The sequence below is a fragment of the Pseudomonas sp. 51_B genome, from assembly GCF_017491595.1.
In the GTDB taxonomy this organism is placed as follows: Bacteria; Pseudomonadota; Gammaproteobacteria; order Pseudomonadales; family Pseudomonadaceae; genus Aquipseudomonas; species Aquipseudomonas promysalinigenes.
Genome location: NZ_JAFGYW010000015.1, coordinates 101,895 through 117,213, shown reverse-complemented (window position 1 = coordinate 117,213; position 15,319 = coordinate 101,895). Strand labels below are relative to the sequence as shown.

The window sequence follows — 15,319 nt, the reverse complement described above, 5'->3', positions numbered from 1 at the left end:
CCTGCCCCCTTTCTTGCACCCCCTCCGAACACAACTAAGCTTGTTGCCTCAGTGGTGATCGCTGTGCAAACCGCGCAGCAGACAGGCTGCACAGCCCGACGCCACCGCAAAAAAAGCCTGACCGATCGATCAGAAAAAGTTGAAAAACGGTACACATTACAAATATTTATTTGTGTACAATTGTCCCGACCCTTTCACGTGGGACATCGACGAAAGGGCCCGGACACGGGTCGGCGCCTACAGCCTTGCGTTGCCGTAACCCCAGTGGTCAACGCGACCGGCGCCGATTTTCGACCAACAAGAACACCAAAACCGTGGAACCTTAGCATGAGCACAGCAATCAGTCCGACTGCTTACAACTATAAGGTCGTCCGCCAGTTCGCCATCATGACGGTGGTCTGGGGGATCCTTGGCATGGGCCTGGGCGTCTTCATCGCCTCGCAGCTGGTGTGGCCGCAATTGAACCTGGATCTGCCCTGGACCAGCTTCGGCCGCCTGCGCCCACTGCACACCAACCTGGTCATTTTTGCCTTCGGTGGCTGTGCGCTGTTTGGCACCAGCTATTATGTGGTGCAGCGTACCTGCCAGACCCGGCTGATCTCCGACGGCATGGCCGCCTTCACCTTCTGGGGTTGGCAGGCGGTAATCGTCGGTGCGCTGATCACTTTGCCGATGGGCCTGACCACGACCAAGGAATACGCCGAGCTCGAATGGCCGCTGGCAATACTGCTGGCCATTGTCTGGGTCACCTACGGGCTGGTGTTCTTCGGCACCATCGTCAAGCGCAAGACCAAGCACATTTATGTCGGCAACTGGTTCTACGGCGCCTTCATCGTGGTCACCGCGATGCTGCATATCGTCAACCACATCTCGCTGCCGGTCAGCCTGTTCAAGTCGTACTCGGCCTATGCAGGCGCCACCGATGCGATGATTCAATGGTGGTACGGCCATAACGCGGTAGGCTTCTTCCTCACCACGGGCTTCCTGGGGATGATGTACTACTTCGTGCCCAAGCAGGCCGAGCGGCCAATCTATTCCTATCGTCTGTCGATCGTTCACTTCTGGGCGCTGATCACCCTGTACATCTGGGCCGGCCCACACCACTTGCACTACACCGCCCTGCCGGATTGGGCGCAGTCGCTGGGCATGGTGATGTCGATCATTCTTCTGGCGCCAAGCTGGGGCGGCATGATCAACGGCATGATGACGCTCTCCGGCGCCTGGCACAAATTGCGCACCGACCCGATCCTGCGCTTTTTGGTGGTATCGCTGGCGTTCTACGGGATGTCCACCTTCGAAGGCCCGATGATGGCCATCAAAACCGTGAATTCGCTGTCGCACTACACCGACTGGACTATCGGCCATGTGCATGCTGGCGCGCTGGGCTGGGTAGCGATGATCTCGATCGGTGCGGTTTACCACATGATCCCGAAACTCTACGGCCGCGAGCAGATGCACAGCATCGGCCTGATCAACGCACATTTCTGGCTGGCGACCATCGGCACCGTGCTGTACATCGCCTCGATGTGGGTCAACGGTATCACCCAAGGCCTGATGTGGCGCGCCATCAACGATGACGGCACGCTCACCTACTCCTTCGTCGAAGCGCTGCAGGCCAGCCACCCTGGCTATATCGTCCGCGCCTTGGGCGGCGCGTTCTTCGCCAGCGGCATGCTGCTGATGGCCTACAACGTGCTGCGTACCGTTCGGGCCGCCAACCCGGTGCAGGCTGAGGAAGCCGCCAAGATCGTCGTCGTGGGAGCGCACTGATGAAGCATGAAGCCGTCGAGAAGAACATAGGCCTGCTGGCCTTCTTCATGGTCATCGCCGTGAGCGTCGGTGGCCTGACCCAAATCGTCCCACTGTTTTTCCAGGACGTAACCAACAAACCGGTCGAAGGCATGAAGCCGCGCACCGCCCTGGAAGTTGAAGGCCGCGATATCTACATCCGTGAAGGCTGTGTCGGCTGCCATTCGCAAATGATCCGCCCGTTCCGCGCCGAAACCGAGCGCTATGGCCACTATTCGGTTGCCGGTGAAAGCGTTTGGGACCACCCGTTCCTGTGGGGCTCCAAACGCACCGGGCCGGACCTTGCCCGCGTCGGCGGCCGCTACTCCGACGACTGGCACCGTGCGCACCTGTACAACCCGCGCAACGTGGTGCCGGAATCGAAGATGCCTGCCTATCCATGGTTGGTAGAGAACAAGCTCGACGGCAAGGACACCGCGAAAAAGCTGGAAGTGCTGCGCACCCTCGGCACCCCGTACAGCGACGCCGACATCGCCGGCGCCCGCGACGCGGTCAAAGGCAAGACCGAAATGGACGCTCTGGTGGCGTACCTGCAGGGCCTTGGCACCATCATCAAAAGCAAACGGTGAGGCTCAATGGACATCGGGATGATTCGTGGCCTGGGTACCGTCGTGGTGATGGTGGCTTTCGTGGGCCTGGCGTTGTGGGTATTCAGCCCACGGCGCAAGAAGGATTTCGACGAAGCGACCCAACTGCCCTTCGCGGATGATCCCGAGGCCAGCAAGCACGTCGAGCAAGTGAAAGCTTCTGGGAGCAAACAACAATGACAACCTTCTGGAGTCTGTACGTTACCGTCCTGACCCTGGGCACCATCTTCGCCCTGACCTGGCTGTTGCTGTCGACCCGCAAGGGCCAGCGTGAAGAGGTCACCGACGAAACCGTCGGGCATGCCTTCGACGGTATCGAGGAATACGACAACCCACTGCCCAAGTGGTGGTTCTGGCTGTTCGTCGGCACCATCATCTTTGCCTTGGGCTACCTGGTGCTGTACCCCGGCCTGGGCAATTGGAAAGGCATTCTGCCGGGCTACTCGTACCTGGATAACGACAAGCAGACCGAGTTCTCCAACGGCCAGGCCGGCTGGACCGGCGTGCATGAGTGGGAAAAGGAAATGGCCAAGGCCAACGCGCGCTTCGGGCCAATCTTCGCCAAGTACGCCGCCATGCCCATCGAGGAGGTGGCCAAGGACCCACAAGCATTGAAAATGGGCGCACGCCTGTTCGCCTCCAACTGCTCGGTGTGCCACGGCTCCGACGCCAAGGGCGCCTTCGGCTTCCCTAACCTCACCGACAACGACTGGCGTTGGGGTGGCGAGCCTGAAACCATCAAGGCCACCATCATGGGCGGTCGCCACGGCGTGATGCCGGCTTGGGGCCAGGTCATCGGTGACCAAGGGGTGGCTGATGTGGCGGCGTTCGTGGTCAGCAAGCTCGATGGCCGCACGCTGCCCGAAGGCGTCAAGGCCGATGTCGAAAACGGGCAGAAGATCTTTGCCACCAACTGCGTGGCTTGCCACGGGCCGGAAGGCAAAGGCACGCCCGCCATGGGCGCGCCCAACCTGACCCACCCCCAGGCATTCATCTACGGTTCGAGCTTTGCTCAACTGCAGCAGACCATTCGGTACGGCCGCCAAGGGCAGATGCCAGCCCAGGAACAACTGCAGGGTAACGATAAGGTGCACTTGCTGGCGGCTTATGTTTACAGCCTGTCGCATCAGCCGGAACCGGCTCAGGCTCAATAGCCAGGGCCTGGCCCCTTCGCAGGTGAACCTGCGAAGGGGCCGTTACTGGCAGCGCATATTTTACAAACCGATGACCTGGATCAATTGACAGTTTCCATAACACGATTCATGCCCCCAACCCAACGCGGCTAAAGGTCGCAGCGCGAACCCATACCGCTATCAGCGGCGTATCATGGTTCGCAGCGCAACGCAGCATGCGCGAGACTGCGGCCGGCACGCACTGGCCGCGGCTTTTCTCCACTGCCGTGGGACTTGATGATGAGCAAGCAAATTCCGGTACATGACGTCACCCCGCCTGCCAGCAAAGGGAAGGATTCCGTCGACCTCTACGCATCCCGCGAGAAAATCTACACCCGCGCTTTCACCGGGCTATTCCGCAGATTGCGAATGGTCGGTGGGGCTGTACTGTTTCTGCTGTACTTCGGCACTGTCTGGCTGAACTGGGGCGGCCACCAGGCGGTGTGGTGGAACCTGCCTGAGCGCAAGTTCTATATCTTCGGCGCCACCATCTGGCCCCAGGACTTCATCCTGCTGTCAGGCATTCTGATCGTCGCCGCCTTCGGCCTGTTCTTCATCACCGTATTCGCAGGCCGAGTGTGGTGTGGCTACACCTGCCCGCAAAGTGTGTGGACGTGGATCTTCATGTGGTGCGAAAAAGTCACCGAAGGCGACCGCAACCAGCGCATCAAGCTCGATCGCTCCCCCATGAGCGGCAACAAGTTTCTGCGCAAGTTCGCCAAGCACAGCCTATGGCTGCTGATCGGCTTCGTCACCGGCATCACGTTCGTTGGCTACTTCTCGCCGATCCGCGAACTGCTGATCGAGTTCTTCACAGGCGATGCCGATGGCTGGGCCTACTTCTGGGTCGGCTTCTTCACCCTTGCCACCTACGGCAACGCTGGCTGGCTGCGCGAGCAGGTGTGCGTTCACATGTGCCCTTATGCGCGCTTTCAGAGCGTGATGTTCGACAAGGACACCCTGATCGTTTCGTACGACCCGCGCCGCGGCGAAGTACGCGGCCCGCGCAAGAAGGACAGTGATTACAAAGCCAAAGGCCTTGGCGATTGCATCGACTGCACCTTGTGCGTACAGGTCTGCCCCACTGGCATCGACATCCGCGACGGCCTGCAGATCGAATGCATCGGCTGCGCGGCGTGCATCGACGCCTGCGACAATGTGATGGAAAAGATGAATTACCCCAAAGGGCTTATCAGTTACACCACCGAGCACAACCTTTCCGGGCAACAGACCCACATGCTGCGGCCTCGACTGATCGGCTATGCCGTGGTGTTGCTGGTCATGATCATTGCTTTGGCCACTGCCTTCGCCACCCGCCCGCTGGTGGGCCTGGATGTCAGCAAGGACCGCGTGCTGTATCGCGAAAATGCCCAAGGCCGCATCGAGAACGTATACAGCCTCAAGGTCATGAACAAGGATCAGCGCGACCACGTCTACGTGCTGGACGCCACCGGCTTGCCTGACCTGCGCCTGGAAGGCCAGCAGGAAATTCGCGTTGCCGCAGGCGACATCGTCAGCCTGCCCGTGCAGCTATCGATCGCCCCCGAAAAGCTGCCCTCGACCACCAACGAAATCACCTTCATCCTCAAGAGCGCCGATGACGGCACCGCTACGGTTGAAGCCAAGAGCCGCTTCATCGGCCCACAGATCCGCTGACAGAGAGAACACTCACAATGCCTGCCGCCACCGCCGCCAGCCCCTGGTACAAGCACCTCTGGCCCTGGATCATCATCGGCATCCTGACCACCTCGGTATGCTTGAGCCTGACCATGGTCAGCATCGCTGTGCATAACCCCGACAACCTGGTCAACGACAACTACTACGAGGCGGGCAAAGGCATCAACCGTTCATTGGACCGGGAACTGCTGGCACAGACCCTCAAGCTCAAGGCTAGTGTGCACCTGGATGAGCTGACCGGCGAGGTGGCTGTGCGACTGAACGGGGATAGTGACCCCCAGGGCCTGGAGCTGAACCTGATTTCACCCACCCAGCCAGACAAGGACCGCAAGGTGCTGCTCAGCCGGGTCGAGGCCGGGCGCTACGTCGGGCAGCTTCAGGATCAGGTCGAGGGCCGTCGTTTCGTAGAGCTGCTGGGCAACCAGGATGGCCAGGTATGGCGACTGTTCGAAGAAGAAAAGGTCGAGCATGGCGTGACCTTGCAGCTGGGTGATGAAGCCTTGCAAGGTGCCGAGCACCAGCAATGACCCAACCCACCCCCTGCTACCACTGCGCCCTGCCCGTACCTGCTGGCAACCGCTTCACCGCCGTGGTGCTCGGCGAACCCCGTCCGTTCTGCTGCCCAGGCTGCCAGGCAGTGGCCCAGGCCATCGTCGCCAGCGGCCTGGCGCACTACTACCAACACCGCAGTGACAGCAGTACCAACCCCGAAGCGCTCCCCAGGCAACTGCAAGACGAATTGGCCCTGTACGACCGCAGCGATGTGCAACAGCGCTTCGTGCGCCACACAGGCGAACTCGCCGAGGCCACCCTGTTGGTCGAAGGCATCACGTGCGCTGCCTGCGGCTGGCTGATTGAAAAACACCTGCGTCAGCTGCCAGGCGTTGCTCAAGCGCGCCTGAACCTGTCCAACCATCGCCTGCTGGTGAACTGGGACGAACAGCAACTACCGCTGTCACAGGTGCTCGCCGAACTGCGTCAGATCGGCTATGCCGCCCACCCGTACCAACCCGATCAGGCGGCAGAGCAGTTGGCCAGGGAAAACCGCAGCGCGCTGCGCCGCCTGGGGGTCGCCGGGCTGCTGTGGTTTCAAGCGATGATGGCGACCATGGCCACTTGGCCGGAATTCAACATCGACCTGTCGCCGCAACTCCATACCATCCTGCGCTGGGTCGCTTTGTTCCTGACCATCCCCATCGTGTTCTACAGCTGCGCCCCTTTCTTCAAGGGAGCTGCACGGGACCTGCGCACCCGTCACCTGACCATGGATGTCTCGGTATCGCTGGCCATTGCCCTGGCGTTCGGCGCAGGCATCTGGACCGCCGTGACCGGCCATGGCGAGCTGTATTTCGATACCGTCGGCATGTTCGCTCTGTTCCTGCTCACCGGCCGCTACCTGGAACGCCGCGCCCGCGAGCGCACCGCTGCGGCCACCGCACAATTGGTCAACCTGCTGCCTGCCTCGTGCCTGCGCCTGGACGCATTCGGCCGCACCGAGCGCATCCTGCTGGGCGAGCTGCAGCGTGGCGACACCGTGCAGGTGCTGCCCGGCGCGGTGATACCGGCCGACGGGTGCATCGTCGAAGGCCACTCGAGCGTGGATGAGTCGGTGCTGACGGGTGAGTACCTGCCCCTTCCCCGGCGTGCTGGCGAACGGGTCACCGGGGGTACCCTGAATGTGGAGAGCACGCTGCACGTGCAAGTCGAGGCCCTGGGCCAAGACTCACGCCTGTCAGCCATCGTTCGCCTGCTGGAGCGCGCGCAAACCGAGAAACCACGCTTGGCAGAAATTGCCGACCGCGCCTCGCAGTACTTTCTGCTGTTTTCGCTGTTGGCGGCGGTGGCCATCGGCCTGTGGTGGTGGCTCCAGGACCCGCCGCGGGCATTCTGGATTGTCCTGGCCATGCTGGTGGCGACTTGCCCTTGCGCCCTGTCCCTGGCCACGCCCACCGCGCTCACCGCCGCGACCGGTACATTGCACAAGCTAGGCTTGCTGGTGACCCGCGGCCATGTGCTGGAGGGCCTTAACCAGATCGACACGGTGATCTTCGATAAAACCGGCACACTTACCGAAGGCCGCCTGACCCTGCGCCACATTCATCCGCTGGCCGCGCTGCCTGCCGAGCGCTGCCTGGCCTTGGCTGCCGCCTTGGAAAACCGCTCCGAACACCCGATCGCCCGCGCCTTTGGCCGTACTGCAAGCCCTGCAGACGACGTTCAAACGATTCCGGGGCTGGGGCTGGAAGGCAAGCTGGACAATGAACTGCTGCGCATAGGCCAAGCCACGTTCGTCTGCGCCCTGAGCGGCGCCGAGATCCCCTCGGTGCCGCAGCCACGCGGCCAGTGGCTGCTGCTGGGCAACCGCCAGGGCCCACTGGCCTGGTTCGGCCTGGACGACCGCCTGCGCGAGGATGCCCCAGCCCTGCTCGCGGCCTGCCAGGCTCGGGGTTGGCGCACCCTCCTGCTGTCCGGCGATAGCTCGCCGATGGTCACCGAGGTCGCCGCGCAATTGGGTATCGACCAGGCCGTTGGGGGGCTGCGCCCGGACGACAAACTCGAACGCCTGAAAGCGTTGCAGGCAGCCGGGCGCAAGGTCCTGATGCTGGGGGACGGAGTCAACGACGTGCCGGTACTCGCCGCAGCCGACATCAGTATCGCCATGGGCAGCGCAACCGACCTTGCCAAGACCAGCGCCGATGCCGTGCTGCTGTCCAACCGTTTGCAGGCATTGGTCAGTGCCTTCGACCTCGCCCGGCGCACCCGCCGCAACATCCTCGAGAACCTGCTCTGGGCAACCCTGTACAATGGCCTGATGTTGCCGTTCGCCGCGCTTGGCTGGATCACCCCGGTGTGGGCGGCGGTCGGCATGTCGGTCAGTTCCCTGATCGTGGTGCTCAACGCCCTGCGCCTGACCCGCCTGGCTAGCCTGCCGGCGCCCCTGGGGCCAGCGGCGAGCGACACGACCGCCCACCCAAGGAAAACGCCATGCCCGCGCTCTACGTAATGATCCCGGCCGCCCTGCTGCTGGTCGGCGTGGCGGTGTACATTTTTTTCTGGGCGGTCGACAGCGGCCAGTACGACGATCTCGATGGCCCTGCCCACAGCATTCTGTTCGACGACCAGGATCCACGGCACCAGGCGGCCGTCAAACCTGAACCTGAACAGGCCCCGGGGCCTGACGATAAGGATGTCCCTCCTCGTGCCTGATCTCTTTCCCCTGCTCGGTTCAGCGCTGATCCTGGGCCTGCTCGGCGGTGGTCATTGCCTGGGCATGTGCGGCGGCCTGATGGGTGCGCTGACCCTGGCCATACCTCCCGAGCAACGTGGCCGGCGTTTGCGTTTGCTGGTGGCCTACAACCTGGGGCGGGTTTTCAGCTATGCCTGCGCAGGCCTGCTGCTGGGGCTGGCCGGCTGGGCAGTGGCCAGCAGCCCCGCCGCCATGGCCTTGCGGGTAGTGGCTGCACTGCTGCTGATCGCCATGGGCCTGTACCTGGCAGGCTGGTGGAATGGCTTGACCCGTATCGAAGCACTAGGCCGGGGCCTGTGGCGCGTTATTCAACCGGCAGCTTCCCGTCTGATGCCAGTGTCCAGCCTGCCGCAGGCGCTGCTGCTGGGGGCGCTGTGGGGCTGGCTGCCATGCGGTTTGGTCTACAGCACCTTGCTGTGGGCGGCCAGCCAGGGCAGTGCCGGCTACAGCGCAGCGCTGATGCTGGCATTCGGGCTGGGCACCTGGCCCATACTGCTGGCCACAGGGCTTGCCGCTCAGCGGGTAAACGCGTTGTTGAGACGGCGCAGTGTGCGGGTGGCAGGCGGGCTGCTGGTCATCCTGTTTGGCCTGTGGACGCTGCCTGGCCCACATCAGCACTGGCTGATGGGCCACTGACCGCGCCGCTCTACGGCGCTGTCTAGCTTTGATACAAATCAACACAGTTTCTTACAGACGGCCATAGACTCCGGACATTGCTGCATCATCCGGGGATTGCCCACATGCTCGCCGACTTACGTTGGGATGCCGACCTGATTCATCGCTACGATCTGGCCGGCCCACGCTACACCTCTTATCCAACCGCCGTGCAACTGCACAGCGAGGTAGGCTCGTTCGACCTGCTGCATGCCCTGCGCGAGAGCCGCAGGGCCGTGCGCCCGCTGTCGTTGTATGTACACGTGCCGTTCTGCGCCAACATCTGCTACTACTGTGCGTGCAACAAGGTGATCACCAAGGATCGCGGGCGCGCGGCACCGTACCTGCAACGCCTGGAGCAGGAGATCCAGCTGATCGCCTGCCACCTGGACCCTAAACAGCAGGTTGAACAACTGCATTTCGGGGGTGGTACACCCACTTTCCTCAGCCATGTGGAACTGCGCCAGTTGATGGCTACCCTGCGCCAGCACTTCAACCTGCTGGATGATGATTCCGGCGACTACGGCATCGAGATCGACCCCCGAGAGGCCGACTGGTCGACCATGGGCCTGCTGCGCGAGTTGGGCTTCAACCGCGTCAGCCTCGGCGTGCAGGACCTGGACCCGGCAGTGCAGCGAGCGATCAACCGGCTGCAAAGCCTGGAGCAGACCCGCACCCTGATCGAGGCGGCCCGCACTTTGCAGTTTCGCTCGATCAACCTTGACCTGATCTACGGCCTGCCAAAACAGAGCGTGGACGGTTTTGCCCGCACGGTCGAAGAAGTGATCCGCCTGCAACCCGACCGCCTTTCGGTGTTCAACTACGCCCACCTGCCCGAGCGTTTCATGCCACAGCGCCGCATCGACAGCAACGACTTGCCGGCCCCGGCAGCGAAGCTGGAAATGCTGCACAACACCATCGAGCAGCTCACCGCCGCTGGCTATCACTACATCGGCATGGACCATTTCGCCCTGCCAGACGACGAGCTGGCGATGGCTCAGGAAGAAGGCACCTTGCAGCGCAACTTCCAGGGCTACACCACCCATGGCCACTGCGACCTGATCGGCCTGGGCGTCTCGGCGATCAGCCAGATCGGTGACCTGTACTGCCAGAACAGCAGCGATCTCAACACCTACCAGCAAGCGTTGTCCACTACGCAACTGGCGACTCAGCGAGGGTTGGTCTGCAATCATGACGACCGCCTGCGGCGGGCAGTCATTCAGCAGTTGATCTGCCATTTCGAGCTGGATTTCGAACCAATCGAGAGAGCCTTCACGGTGGATTTTCGCGGCTATTTCAATGACCTCTGGCCGCAATTGTTGCGCATGCAGCGCGATGGGTTGATCAAGCTCGACGACAAAGGCATCCGTATCATGCCGGCCGGGCGCTTGCTGGCACGCTCGGTGTGCATGGTGTTCGACGCCTACCTGGCGATGCACAACCGCCAGCGTTTTTCGCGGGTTATCTGACACGCGAGCCACTCAACCGCATGGACAACCCTGCCTGCCAGGCACACTATGGGCCCACAAGCACTGCCGGCATTCATCCTGCCGGGGCTTGGCCAGTTCGCACCACCCTAGCGGACACTGGCCTACACTTGCTGTCGTGGGTTACCCTTACGACTTATGTGTGCTTTTCCACAAGGATCGATTCATATGTCCGAGCCAGTCAAACTGCGCGCTCACACCCAGGCCCATTGCAAGGACTGCAGCCTGGCCCCCCTGTGCCTGCCTCTTTCGCTCAATCTGGAAGACATGGATGCACTGGATGAAATCGTCAAGCGCGGGCGCCCGTTGAAGAAAGGTGAATTCCTGTTCCGTCAGGGTGACAATTTTGGCTCGGTGTACGCCGTACGTTCCGGGGCGCTGAAAACTTTCAGCCTCAGCGACAGCGGTGAAGAGCAGATTACTGGCTTCCACCTGCCCAGTGAGCTGGTCGGGTTGTCCGGCATGGATACCGAGGCCTACCCGGTATCGGCCCAGGCCCAGGAAACCACTTCGGTCTGCGAAATTCCCTTCGAGCGCCTCGATGAGCTGTCCGTCCAGCTGCCACAGTTGCGACGGCAGCTGATGCGGGTAATGAGCCGCGAAATTCGTGACGATCAGCAAATGATGTTGCTGCTGTCGAAGAAGACCGCCGACGAGCGCATCGCCACCTTCCTGGTCAACCTGTCCGCACGCTTCCGCGCTCGCGGCTACTCGGCCAACCAGTTCCGCCTGAGCATGTCGCGCAACGAGATCGGCAACTACCTGGGCCTGGCGGTGGAGACCGTCTCACGGGTGTTCACGCGCTTCCAGCAAAACGGCTTGCTGCGAGCCGAAGGCAAGGAGGTGCATATCCTCGACCCGATCCAGTTGTGCGCGCTGGCGGGCGGAGCAATGGAAGCCTGACACCGGCGTTTAGCGGGTATACTTGGGCATTCGTTTTCCCAGGATACCCGCACCAATGCACAGCGATGCCTTCGACCTCAAAGCCCTGATCCGCCCGGTAGTGGACTTTCCCAAACCCGGCGTGATCTTCCGCGACATCACCCCATTGTTCCAGTCGCCGCGCGGGCTGCGCTTCGTCGCCGACCAATTCATCGAGCGTTATGTCGAGGCTGAGTTCAGCCATATCGGCGCGATGGATGCCCGTGGCTTTCTGATCGGTTCGATCATCGCCCACCAGCTGAACAAGCCGCTGATCCTGTTCCGCAAGCAGGGCAAGCTGCCGGCCGATGTGCTGAGCGAGGGCTATCAGACCGAATACGGCGAAGCCTTCCTGGAAGTGCACGCCGACAGTTTGTGCGAAGGTGATTCGGTGCTGATCTTCGATGACCTGATTGCCACCGGCGGCACGCTGCTGGCTGCGGCCAACCTGGTGCGCCGCACCGGGGCCCAGGTGTTCGAAGCGGCAGCGATTATCGACCTGCCGGAGCTTGAGGGTTCGCGCAGGCTGCAGGCGGCCGGGGTGCCGACCTTCTGCCTGACCGAGTTTTCCTTGAGCGAATACTGATGCGCTGGCCGGGGCCGCCTACGGCCCTGGCCTTTACAACGAGATCGGCTTACGCCCGGCAAAGGCGTGGGCCAGGGTACCACCATCGACCAGCTCCAGCTCCCCACCCAGCGGCACGCCATGGGCGATGCGCGAAGCCACCAGTCCTTTCTCGTTCAGCAATTGAGCGATGTAATGCGCAGTCGCCTCACCTTCCACGGTAGGGTTGGTCGCCAAGATCACTTCGGTGAAGCTGCCCTGTTCTTCGATCCGCGCCATCAGCTGCGGCACGCCAATCGCCTCCGGCCCCAAGCCGTCGAGTGGCGAGAGGTGCCCCTTGAGCACGAAGTAACGCCCACGATAGCCGGTCTGCTCCACCGCGTACACATCCATCGGCCCTTCTACTACGCATAATTGCGTGTCATCGCGGCGCGGGTCGCTGCACTGCGGGCACAATTCCTGCTCGGTCAGGGTGCGGCACTGGCGGCAGTGGCCAACCCCCTCCATGGCTTGGCTCAACGCCTGGGCCAGGCGCATGCCGCCGCTGCGGTCGCGCTCGAGCAGTTGCAAGGCCATGCGCTGGGCGGTTTTCTGGCCAACGCCTGGAAGCGTGCGCAGGGCGTCGATCAGTTGGCGGATCAGGGGGCTGAAGCTCATGTAGACAGGCCTGCAAGTCTTGGGAACAAAATGAACGAGGGAGCAACGACCGGCAGGCCGTTACTCCCCCTGTAAAGCAAGAACCGGATCAGAATGGCATCTTGAAGCCTGGTGGCAACTGCATGCCGGCAGTCATGTTGCCCATCTTGTCCTGGCTGTTCTGCTCGATCTTGCGCACCGCGTCGTTCAGCGCCGCGGCGATCAGGTCTTCCAGCACTTCCTTGTCGTCCTCATCGGTGGACATCAGGCTCTGGTCGATGCTGACACGCTTGACGTCGTGACGACCGGTCATCACCACGCTTACCAGGCCGCCACCGGACTGGCCGGTGACTTCGGCGTTGGCCAGCTCTTCCTGCATTTTCTGCATCTTTTCTTGCATCTGCTGGGCCTGCTTCATCAGGCCGGCCATGCCACCTTTCATCATGGGGTATACCTCGATTGGGTCATGTGATGCAGCCAGGCAAAGGGCCGGCCGCATGGTTGTCGATCATTGGCCCTGGCTGGCCAGGGCCTCTACGGGTTCAATAGTATCCTGCCTCACCGTGGCACCGAACTGCTTGATCATCTGCTGGATCAGTGGGTCTTGCTCGATCGACAGCACGGCACCCTGCTGGCGTTCGGCGCGCTTGCGAGCTGCGGCCTGGGCCGGGGTTTCCTGTTCTGGGCGAATCAGTTCGATCCGCAGGTTCAGGGTGCGCCCCAGATGCTGGTTGAGCGCTTCGTTCAGCCGGCGTTGCTGAGTGGTGTTGAACAGTGCGCCCTGACCAGGGTCCAGGTGCAGCAACCAATCATCACCGTCAGCGGCTATCAGGGTACAGTTCGCTGCGATGTTGCCTGTCATACCCGAGACAGGCAACTGTGGGAATAATTCCAGCCATTGCAGTGCCAAACCGGTAGCAGGCTGAGCAGCCGGCAGTGGTTCGGGCGCTGGCACAGGGGCAGCTTCCTGAACGTGTTCGGCCAGCTCATCCAAATAGCTGAAGCCTACTGGGTCGCTTTCACCCGCGTAGTATTCCTCATCCATCGGCGGTTCGTCGTCACGATCCATGCCGGCAGAGGCGTAGGCTGACGGGTCGAAGGGCGGCTCGTCGTACACCGGTGGCGCGCTTGACGAGGCAACAACCGGGGCTGGTGCTGGAGCAGGCTCATGCGGCGCGGCGGGCTCCTCCCAAGGCAGGTCGATCACCTCTTCCACCGGCACAGGCTCTGGCGCAGGCGACGCGGGTTCTGGTTGTGGTTCTGCTGCCGGCTCAGGGACCGGCGCGACAACAGTGGCGGCGTCTTGCGGCGCAGGCTGCGCCGCTGCAACGGCAGGCGCCTGTGCAGGCACCTCTGGCACTGCCACCGAGGTTGCCGGATCAGCTGTGGCCTGGCTGATCCCCACTGGCTTTAGCACCGGTTTCGGCGCATCGTCGGTATCTGCCGGGCGAAACGCCAACATGCGCAGCAGGACCATTTCGAAGCCGCCGCGTGGGTCGGGCGCCAGCGGTAGGTCGCGACGACCAATCAGGCCCATCTGGTAATAGAACTGCACATCTTCTGCCGGTAATGCTGCGGCCAGCGCCAGCACACGCTCGCGATCGCCCTGGCCGTTGTCCACTGCCTCAGGCAACGCCTGGGCGATGGCCACTCGGTGCAGCACATTGAGCATTTCCGCCAGTACACCACTCCAATCCGGCCCCTGCTCGGCCAGGTTGCGCACCGCTTCAAGCAGTGCACGCGCGTCGCCTTCGAGCAGCGCCTGCAGCACGCCATAGACCTGGCCGTGGTCAAGGCTGCCGAGCATGGCCCGCACATCGGCAGCAAGCACCTTACCCTCACCGAAGGCGATCGCCTGGTCGGTCAGGCTCATGGCGTCACGCATCGAACCATCGGCGGCACGCCCGAGCAGCCACAAGGCATCAGCCTCGAATGGCACATTTTCGGCCTGCAGCACGTGGCTCAAGTGCTCTACCACCCGCTCCGGGCTCATGTTCTTCAGCGAGAACTGCAAGCAGCGCGAGAGGATGGTGGCCGGCAGTTTCTGCGGGTCGGTGGTGGCAAGGATGAACTTGACGTAGGGCGGTGGCTCTTCCAGTGTCTTGAGCAGGGCGTTGAACGAGTGGGTGGAGAGCATGTGCACTTCGTCGATCAGGTAGACCTTGAAGCGCCCACGGCTTGGCGCGTACTGCACATTATCGAGCAGTTCGCGGGTGTCCTCGACTTTGGTGCGGCTGGCGGCGTCGATCTCGATCAGGTCGACGAAGCGCCCTTCGTCGATCTCCCGGCATACCGAGCAGGTGCCGCAGGGTGTCGAAGTGATACCGGTTTCGCAGTTCAGGCATTTGGCGATGATTCGCGCGATGGTAGTCTTGCCCACGCCCCGCGTACCGGTGAACAGGTACGCATGGTGCAGACGCTGATTGTCCAAGGCGTTGATCAAGGCCTTGAGCACATGGGTCTGGCCGACCATTTCGCGGAACGAGCGCGGACGCCATTTACGTGCAAGAACCTGATAACTCATCGAAAAACCATCGTAGCCTGAACGAGCGGAAGATCGCTAA

At 62.2% G+C, this 15,319-nt stretch carries 15 protein-coding genes; 12 read left to right on the top strand and 3 right to left on the bottom strand.

The genetic code is table 11. The features are described 5' to 3' along the window. Window positions 1–327 precede the first annotated feature (327 nt). The 12 genes from ccoN to J5M56_RS16740 all read left to right on the top strand — a co-directional run bounded on the left by ccoN (window position 328) and on the right by J5M56_RS16740 (window position 12,140). Window positions 328–1,770, top strand: coding sequence for a cytochrome-c oxidase, cbb3-type subunit I (gene ccoN, locus J5M56_RS16795; RefSeq protein ID WP_060479560.1), 1,443 nt, complete (start codon window positions 328–330; stop codon window positions 1,768–1,770). Next, a complete protein-coding gene (gene ccoO / locus J5M56_RS16790; protein WP_054884105.1) occupies window positions 1,770–2,378 on the top strand; it encodes a cytochrome-c oxidase, cbb3-type subunit II in 609 nt (202 codons plus the stop codon). The genes ccoN and ccoO overlap by 1 nt, the downstream gene beginning before the upstream one ends. 6 nt (window positions 2,379–2,384) lie before the next feature. Then, window positions 2,385–2,576: a cbb3-type cytochrome c oxidase subunit 3 gene (locus J5M56_RS16785; RefSeq protein WP_186478448.1), complete on the top strand. Its 192-nt coding sequence runs from the start codon at window positions 2,385–2,387 to the stop codon at window positions 2,574–2,576. After that, a complete protein-coding gene (gene ccoP / locus J5M56_RS16780; RefSeq protein ID WP_060479558.1) occupies window positions 2,573–3,550 on the top strand; it encodes a cytochrome-c oxidase, cbb3-type subunit III in 978 nt (325 codons plus the stop codon). Before J5M56_RS16785 ends, ccoP begins: the two co-directional genes overlap by 4 nt. A gap of 258 nt (window positions 3,551–3,808) precedes the next feature. Next, a complete protein-coding gene (gene ccoG / locus J5M56_RS16775; RefSeq protein ID WP_060479557.1) occupies window positions 3,809–5,224 on the top strand; it encodes a cytochrome c oxidase accessory protein CcoG in 1,416 nt (471 codons plus the stop codon). A 17-nt stretch (window positions 5,225–5,241) separates the two neighbouring features. After that, window positions 5,242–5,772, top strand: a complete 531-nt coding sequence (locus J5M56_RS16770) for a FixH family protein (RefSeq protein WP_060479556.1) — start codon at window positions 5,242–5,244, stop codon at window positions 5,770–5,772. Further along, window positions 5,769–8,249, top strand: coding sequence for a heavy metal translocating P-type ATPase (locus tag J5M56_RS16765; protein ID WP_243430806.1), 2,481 nt, complete (start codon window positions 5,769–5,771; stop codon window positions 8,247–8,249). Before J5M56_RS16770 ends, J5M56_RS16765 begins: the two co-directional genes overlap by 4 nt. Then, window positions 8,231–8,452, top strand: a complete 222-nt coding sequence (gene ccoS / locus J5M56_RS16760; RefSeq protein ID WP_060479554.1) for a cbb3-type cytochrome oxidase assembly protein CcoS — start codon at window positions 8,231–8,233, stop codon at window positions 8,450–8,452. The genes J5M56_RS16765 and ccoS overlap by 19 nt, the downstream gene beginning before the upstream one ends. Beyond that, a complete protein-coding gene (locus J5M56_RS16755; protein WP_207937337.1) occupies window positions 8,445–9,128 on the top strand; it encodes a sulfite exporter TauE/SafE family protein in 684 nt (227 codons plus the stop codon). Before ccoS ends, J5M56_RS16755 begins: the two co-directional genes overlap by 8 nt. Before the next feature lie 104 nt (window positions 9,129–9,232). Next, a complete protein-coding gene (gene hemN, locus J5M56_RS16750) occupies window positions 9,233–10,615 on the top strand; it encodes an oxygen-independent coproporphyrinogen III oxidase (protein ID WP_186478451.1) in 1,383 nt (460 codons plus the stop codon). A 186-nt stretch (window positions 10,616–10,801) separates the two neighbouring features. Further along, window positions 10,802–11,536, top strand: a complete 735-nt coding sequence (fnrA, locus tag J5M56_RS16745) for a Crp/Fnr family transcriptional regulator FnrA (RefSeq protein WP_186478452.1) — start codon at window positions 10,802–10,804, stop codon at window positions 11,534–11,536. A gap of 55 nt (window positions 11,537–11,591) precedes the next feature. Then, on the top strand, window positions 11,592–12,140 hold the full coding sequence (locus tag J5M56_RS16740) for an adenine phosphoribosyltransferase (RefSeq protein WP_060479550.1): 549 nt from the start codon (window positions 11,592–11,594) through the stop codon (window positions 12,138–12,140). A gap of 33 nt (window positions 12,141–12,173) precedes the next feature. On the opposite strand, the gene recR is transcribed toward J5M56_RS16740, so the two are convergent. The 3 genes from recR to dnaX all read right to left on the bottom strand — a co-directional run bounded on the left by recR (window position 12,174) and on the right by dnaX (window position 15,279). After that, the gene (recR, locus tag J5M56_RS16735; RefSeq protein WP_060479549.1) at window positions 12,174–12,776 is read right to left on the bottom strand and encodes a recombination mediator RecR; all 603 of its coding nucleotides are present in this window, start codon (window positions 12,774–12,776) and stop codon (window positions 12,174–12,176) included. 88 nt (window positions 12,777–12,864) lie between these two features. Further along, window positions 12,865–13,200, bottom strand: coding sequence for a YbaB/EbfC family nucleoid-associated protein (locus tag J5M56_RS16730; protein WP_027921266.1), 336 nt, complete (start codon window positions 13,198–13,200; stop codon window positions 12,865–12,867). Window positions 13,201–13,263: 63 nt separating this feature from the next. Next, window positions 13,264–15,279, bottom strand: coding sequence for a DNA polymerase III subunit gamma/tau (gene dnaX, locus J5M56_RS16725; protein WP_207937336.1), 2,016 nt, complete (start codon window positions 15,277–15,279; stop codon window positions 13,264–13,266). Window positions 15,280–15,319: the final 40 nt, after the last annotated feature.

Bases quoted from the DNA above. Each gene is read 5' to 3' on its own strand.
- ccoN (WP_060479560.1), top strand. From the start codon at position 328: ATGAGCACAGCAATCAGTCCGACTGCTTACAACTATAAGGTCGTCCGC.
- ccoO (WP_054884105.1), top strand. From the start codon at position 1,770: ATGAAGCATGAAGCCGTCGAGAAGAACATAGGCCTGCTGGCCTTCTTC.
- J5M56_RS16785 (WP_186478448.1), top strand. From the start codon at position 2,385: ATGGACATCGGGATGATTCGTGGCCTGGGTACCGTCGTGGTGATGGTG.
- ccoP (WP_060479558.1), top strand. From the start codon at position 2,573: ATGACAACCTTCTGGAGTCTGTACGTTACCGTCCTGACCCTGGGCACC.
- ccoG (WP_060479557.1), top strand. From the start codon at position 3,809: ATGAGCAAGCAAATTCCGGTACATGACGTCACCCCGCCTGCCAGCAAA.
- J5M56_RS16770 (WP_060479556.1), top strand. From the start codon at position 5,242: ATGCCTGCCGCCACCGCCGCCAGCCCCTGGTACAAGCACCTCTGGCCC.
- J5M56_RS16765 (WP_243430806.1), top strand. From the start codon at position 5,769: ATGACCCAACCCACCCCCTGCTACCACTGCGCCCTGCCCGTACCTGCT.
- ccoS (WP_060479554.1), top strand. From the start codon at position 8,231: ATGCCCGCGCTCTACGTAATGATCCCGGCCGCCCTGCTGCTGGTCGGC.
- hemN (WP_186478451.1), top strand. From the start codon at position 9,233: ATGCTCGCCGACTTACGTTGGGATGCCGACCTGATTCATCGCTACGAT.
- fnrA (WP_186478452.1), top strand. From the start codon at position 10,802: ATGTCCGAGCCAGTCAAACTGCGCGCTCACACCCAGGCCCATTGCAAG.
- J5M56_RS16740 (WP_060479550.1), top strand. From the start codon at position 11,592: ATGCACAGCGATGCCTTCGACCTCAAAGCCCTGATCCGCCCGGTAGTG.
- recR (WP_060479549.1), bottom strand. From the start codon at position 12,776: ATGAGCTTCAGCCCCCTGATCCGCCAACTGATCGACGCCCTGCGCACG.
- J5M56_RS16730 (WP_027921266.1), bottom strand. From the start codon at position 13,200: ATGATGAAAGGTGGCATGGCCGGCCTGATGAAGCAGGCCCAGCAGATG.
- dnaX (WP_207937336.1), bottom strand. From the start codon at position 15,279: ATGAGTTATCAGGTTCTTGCACGTAAATGGCGTCCGCGCTCGTTCCGC.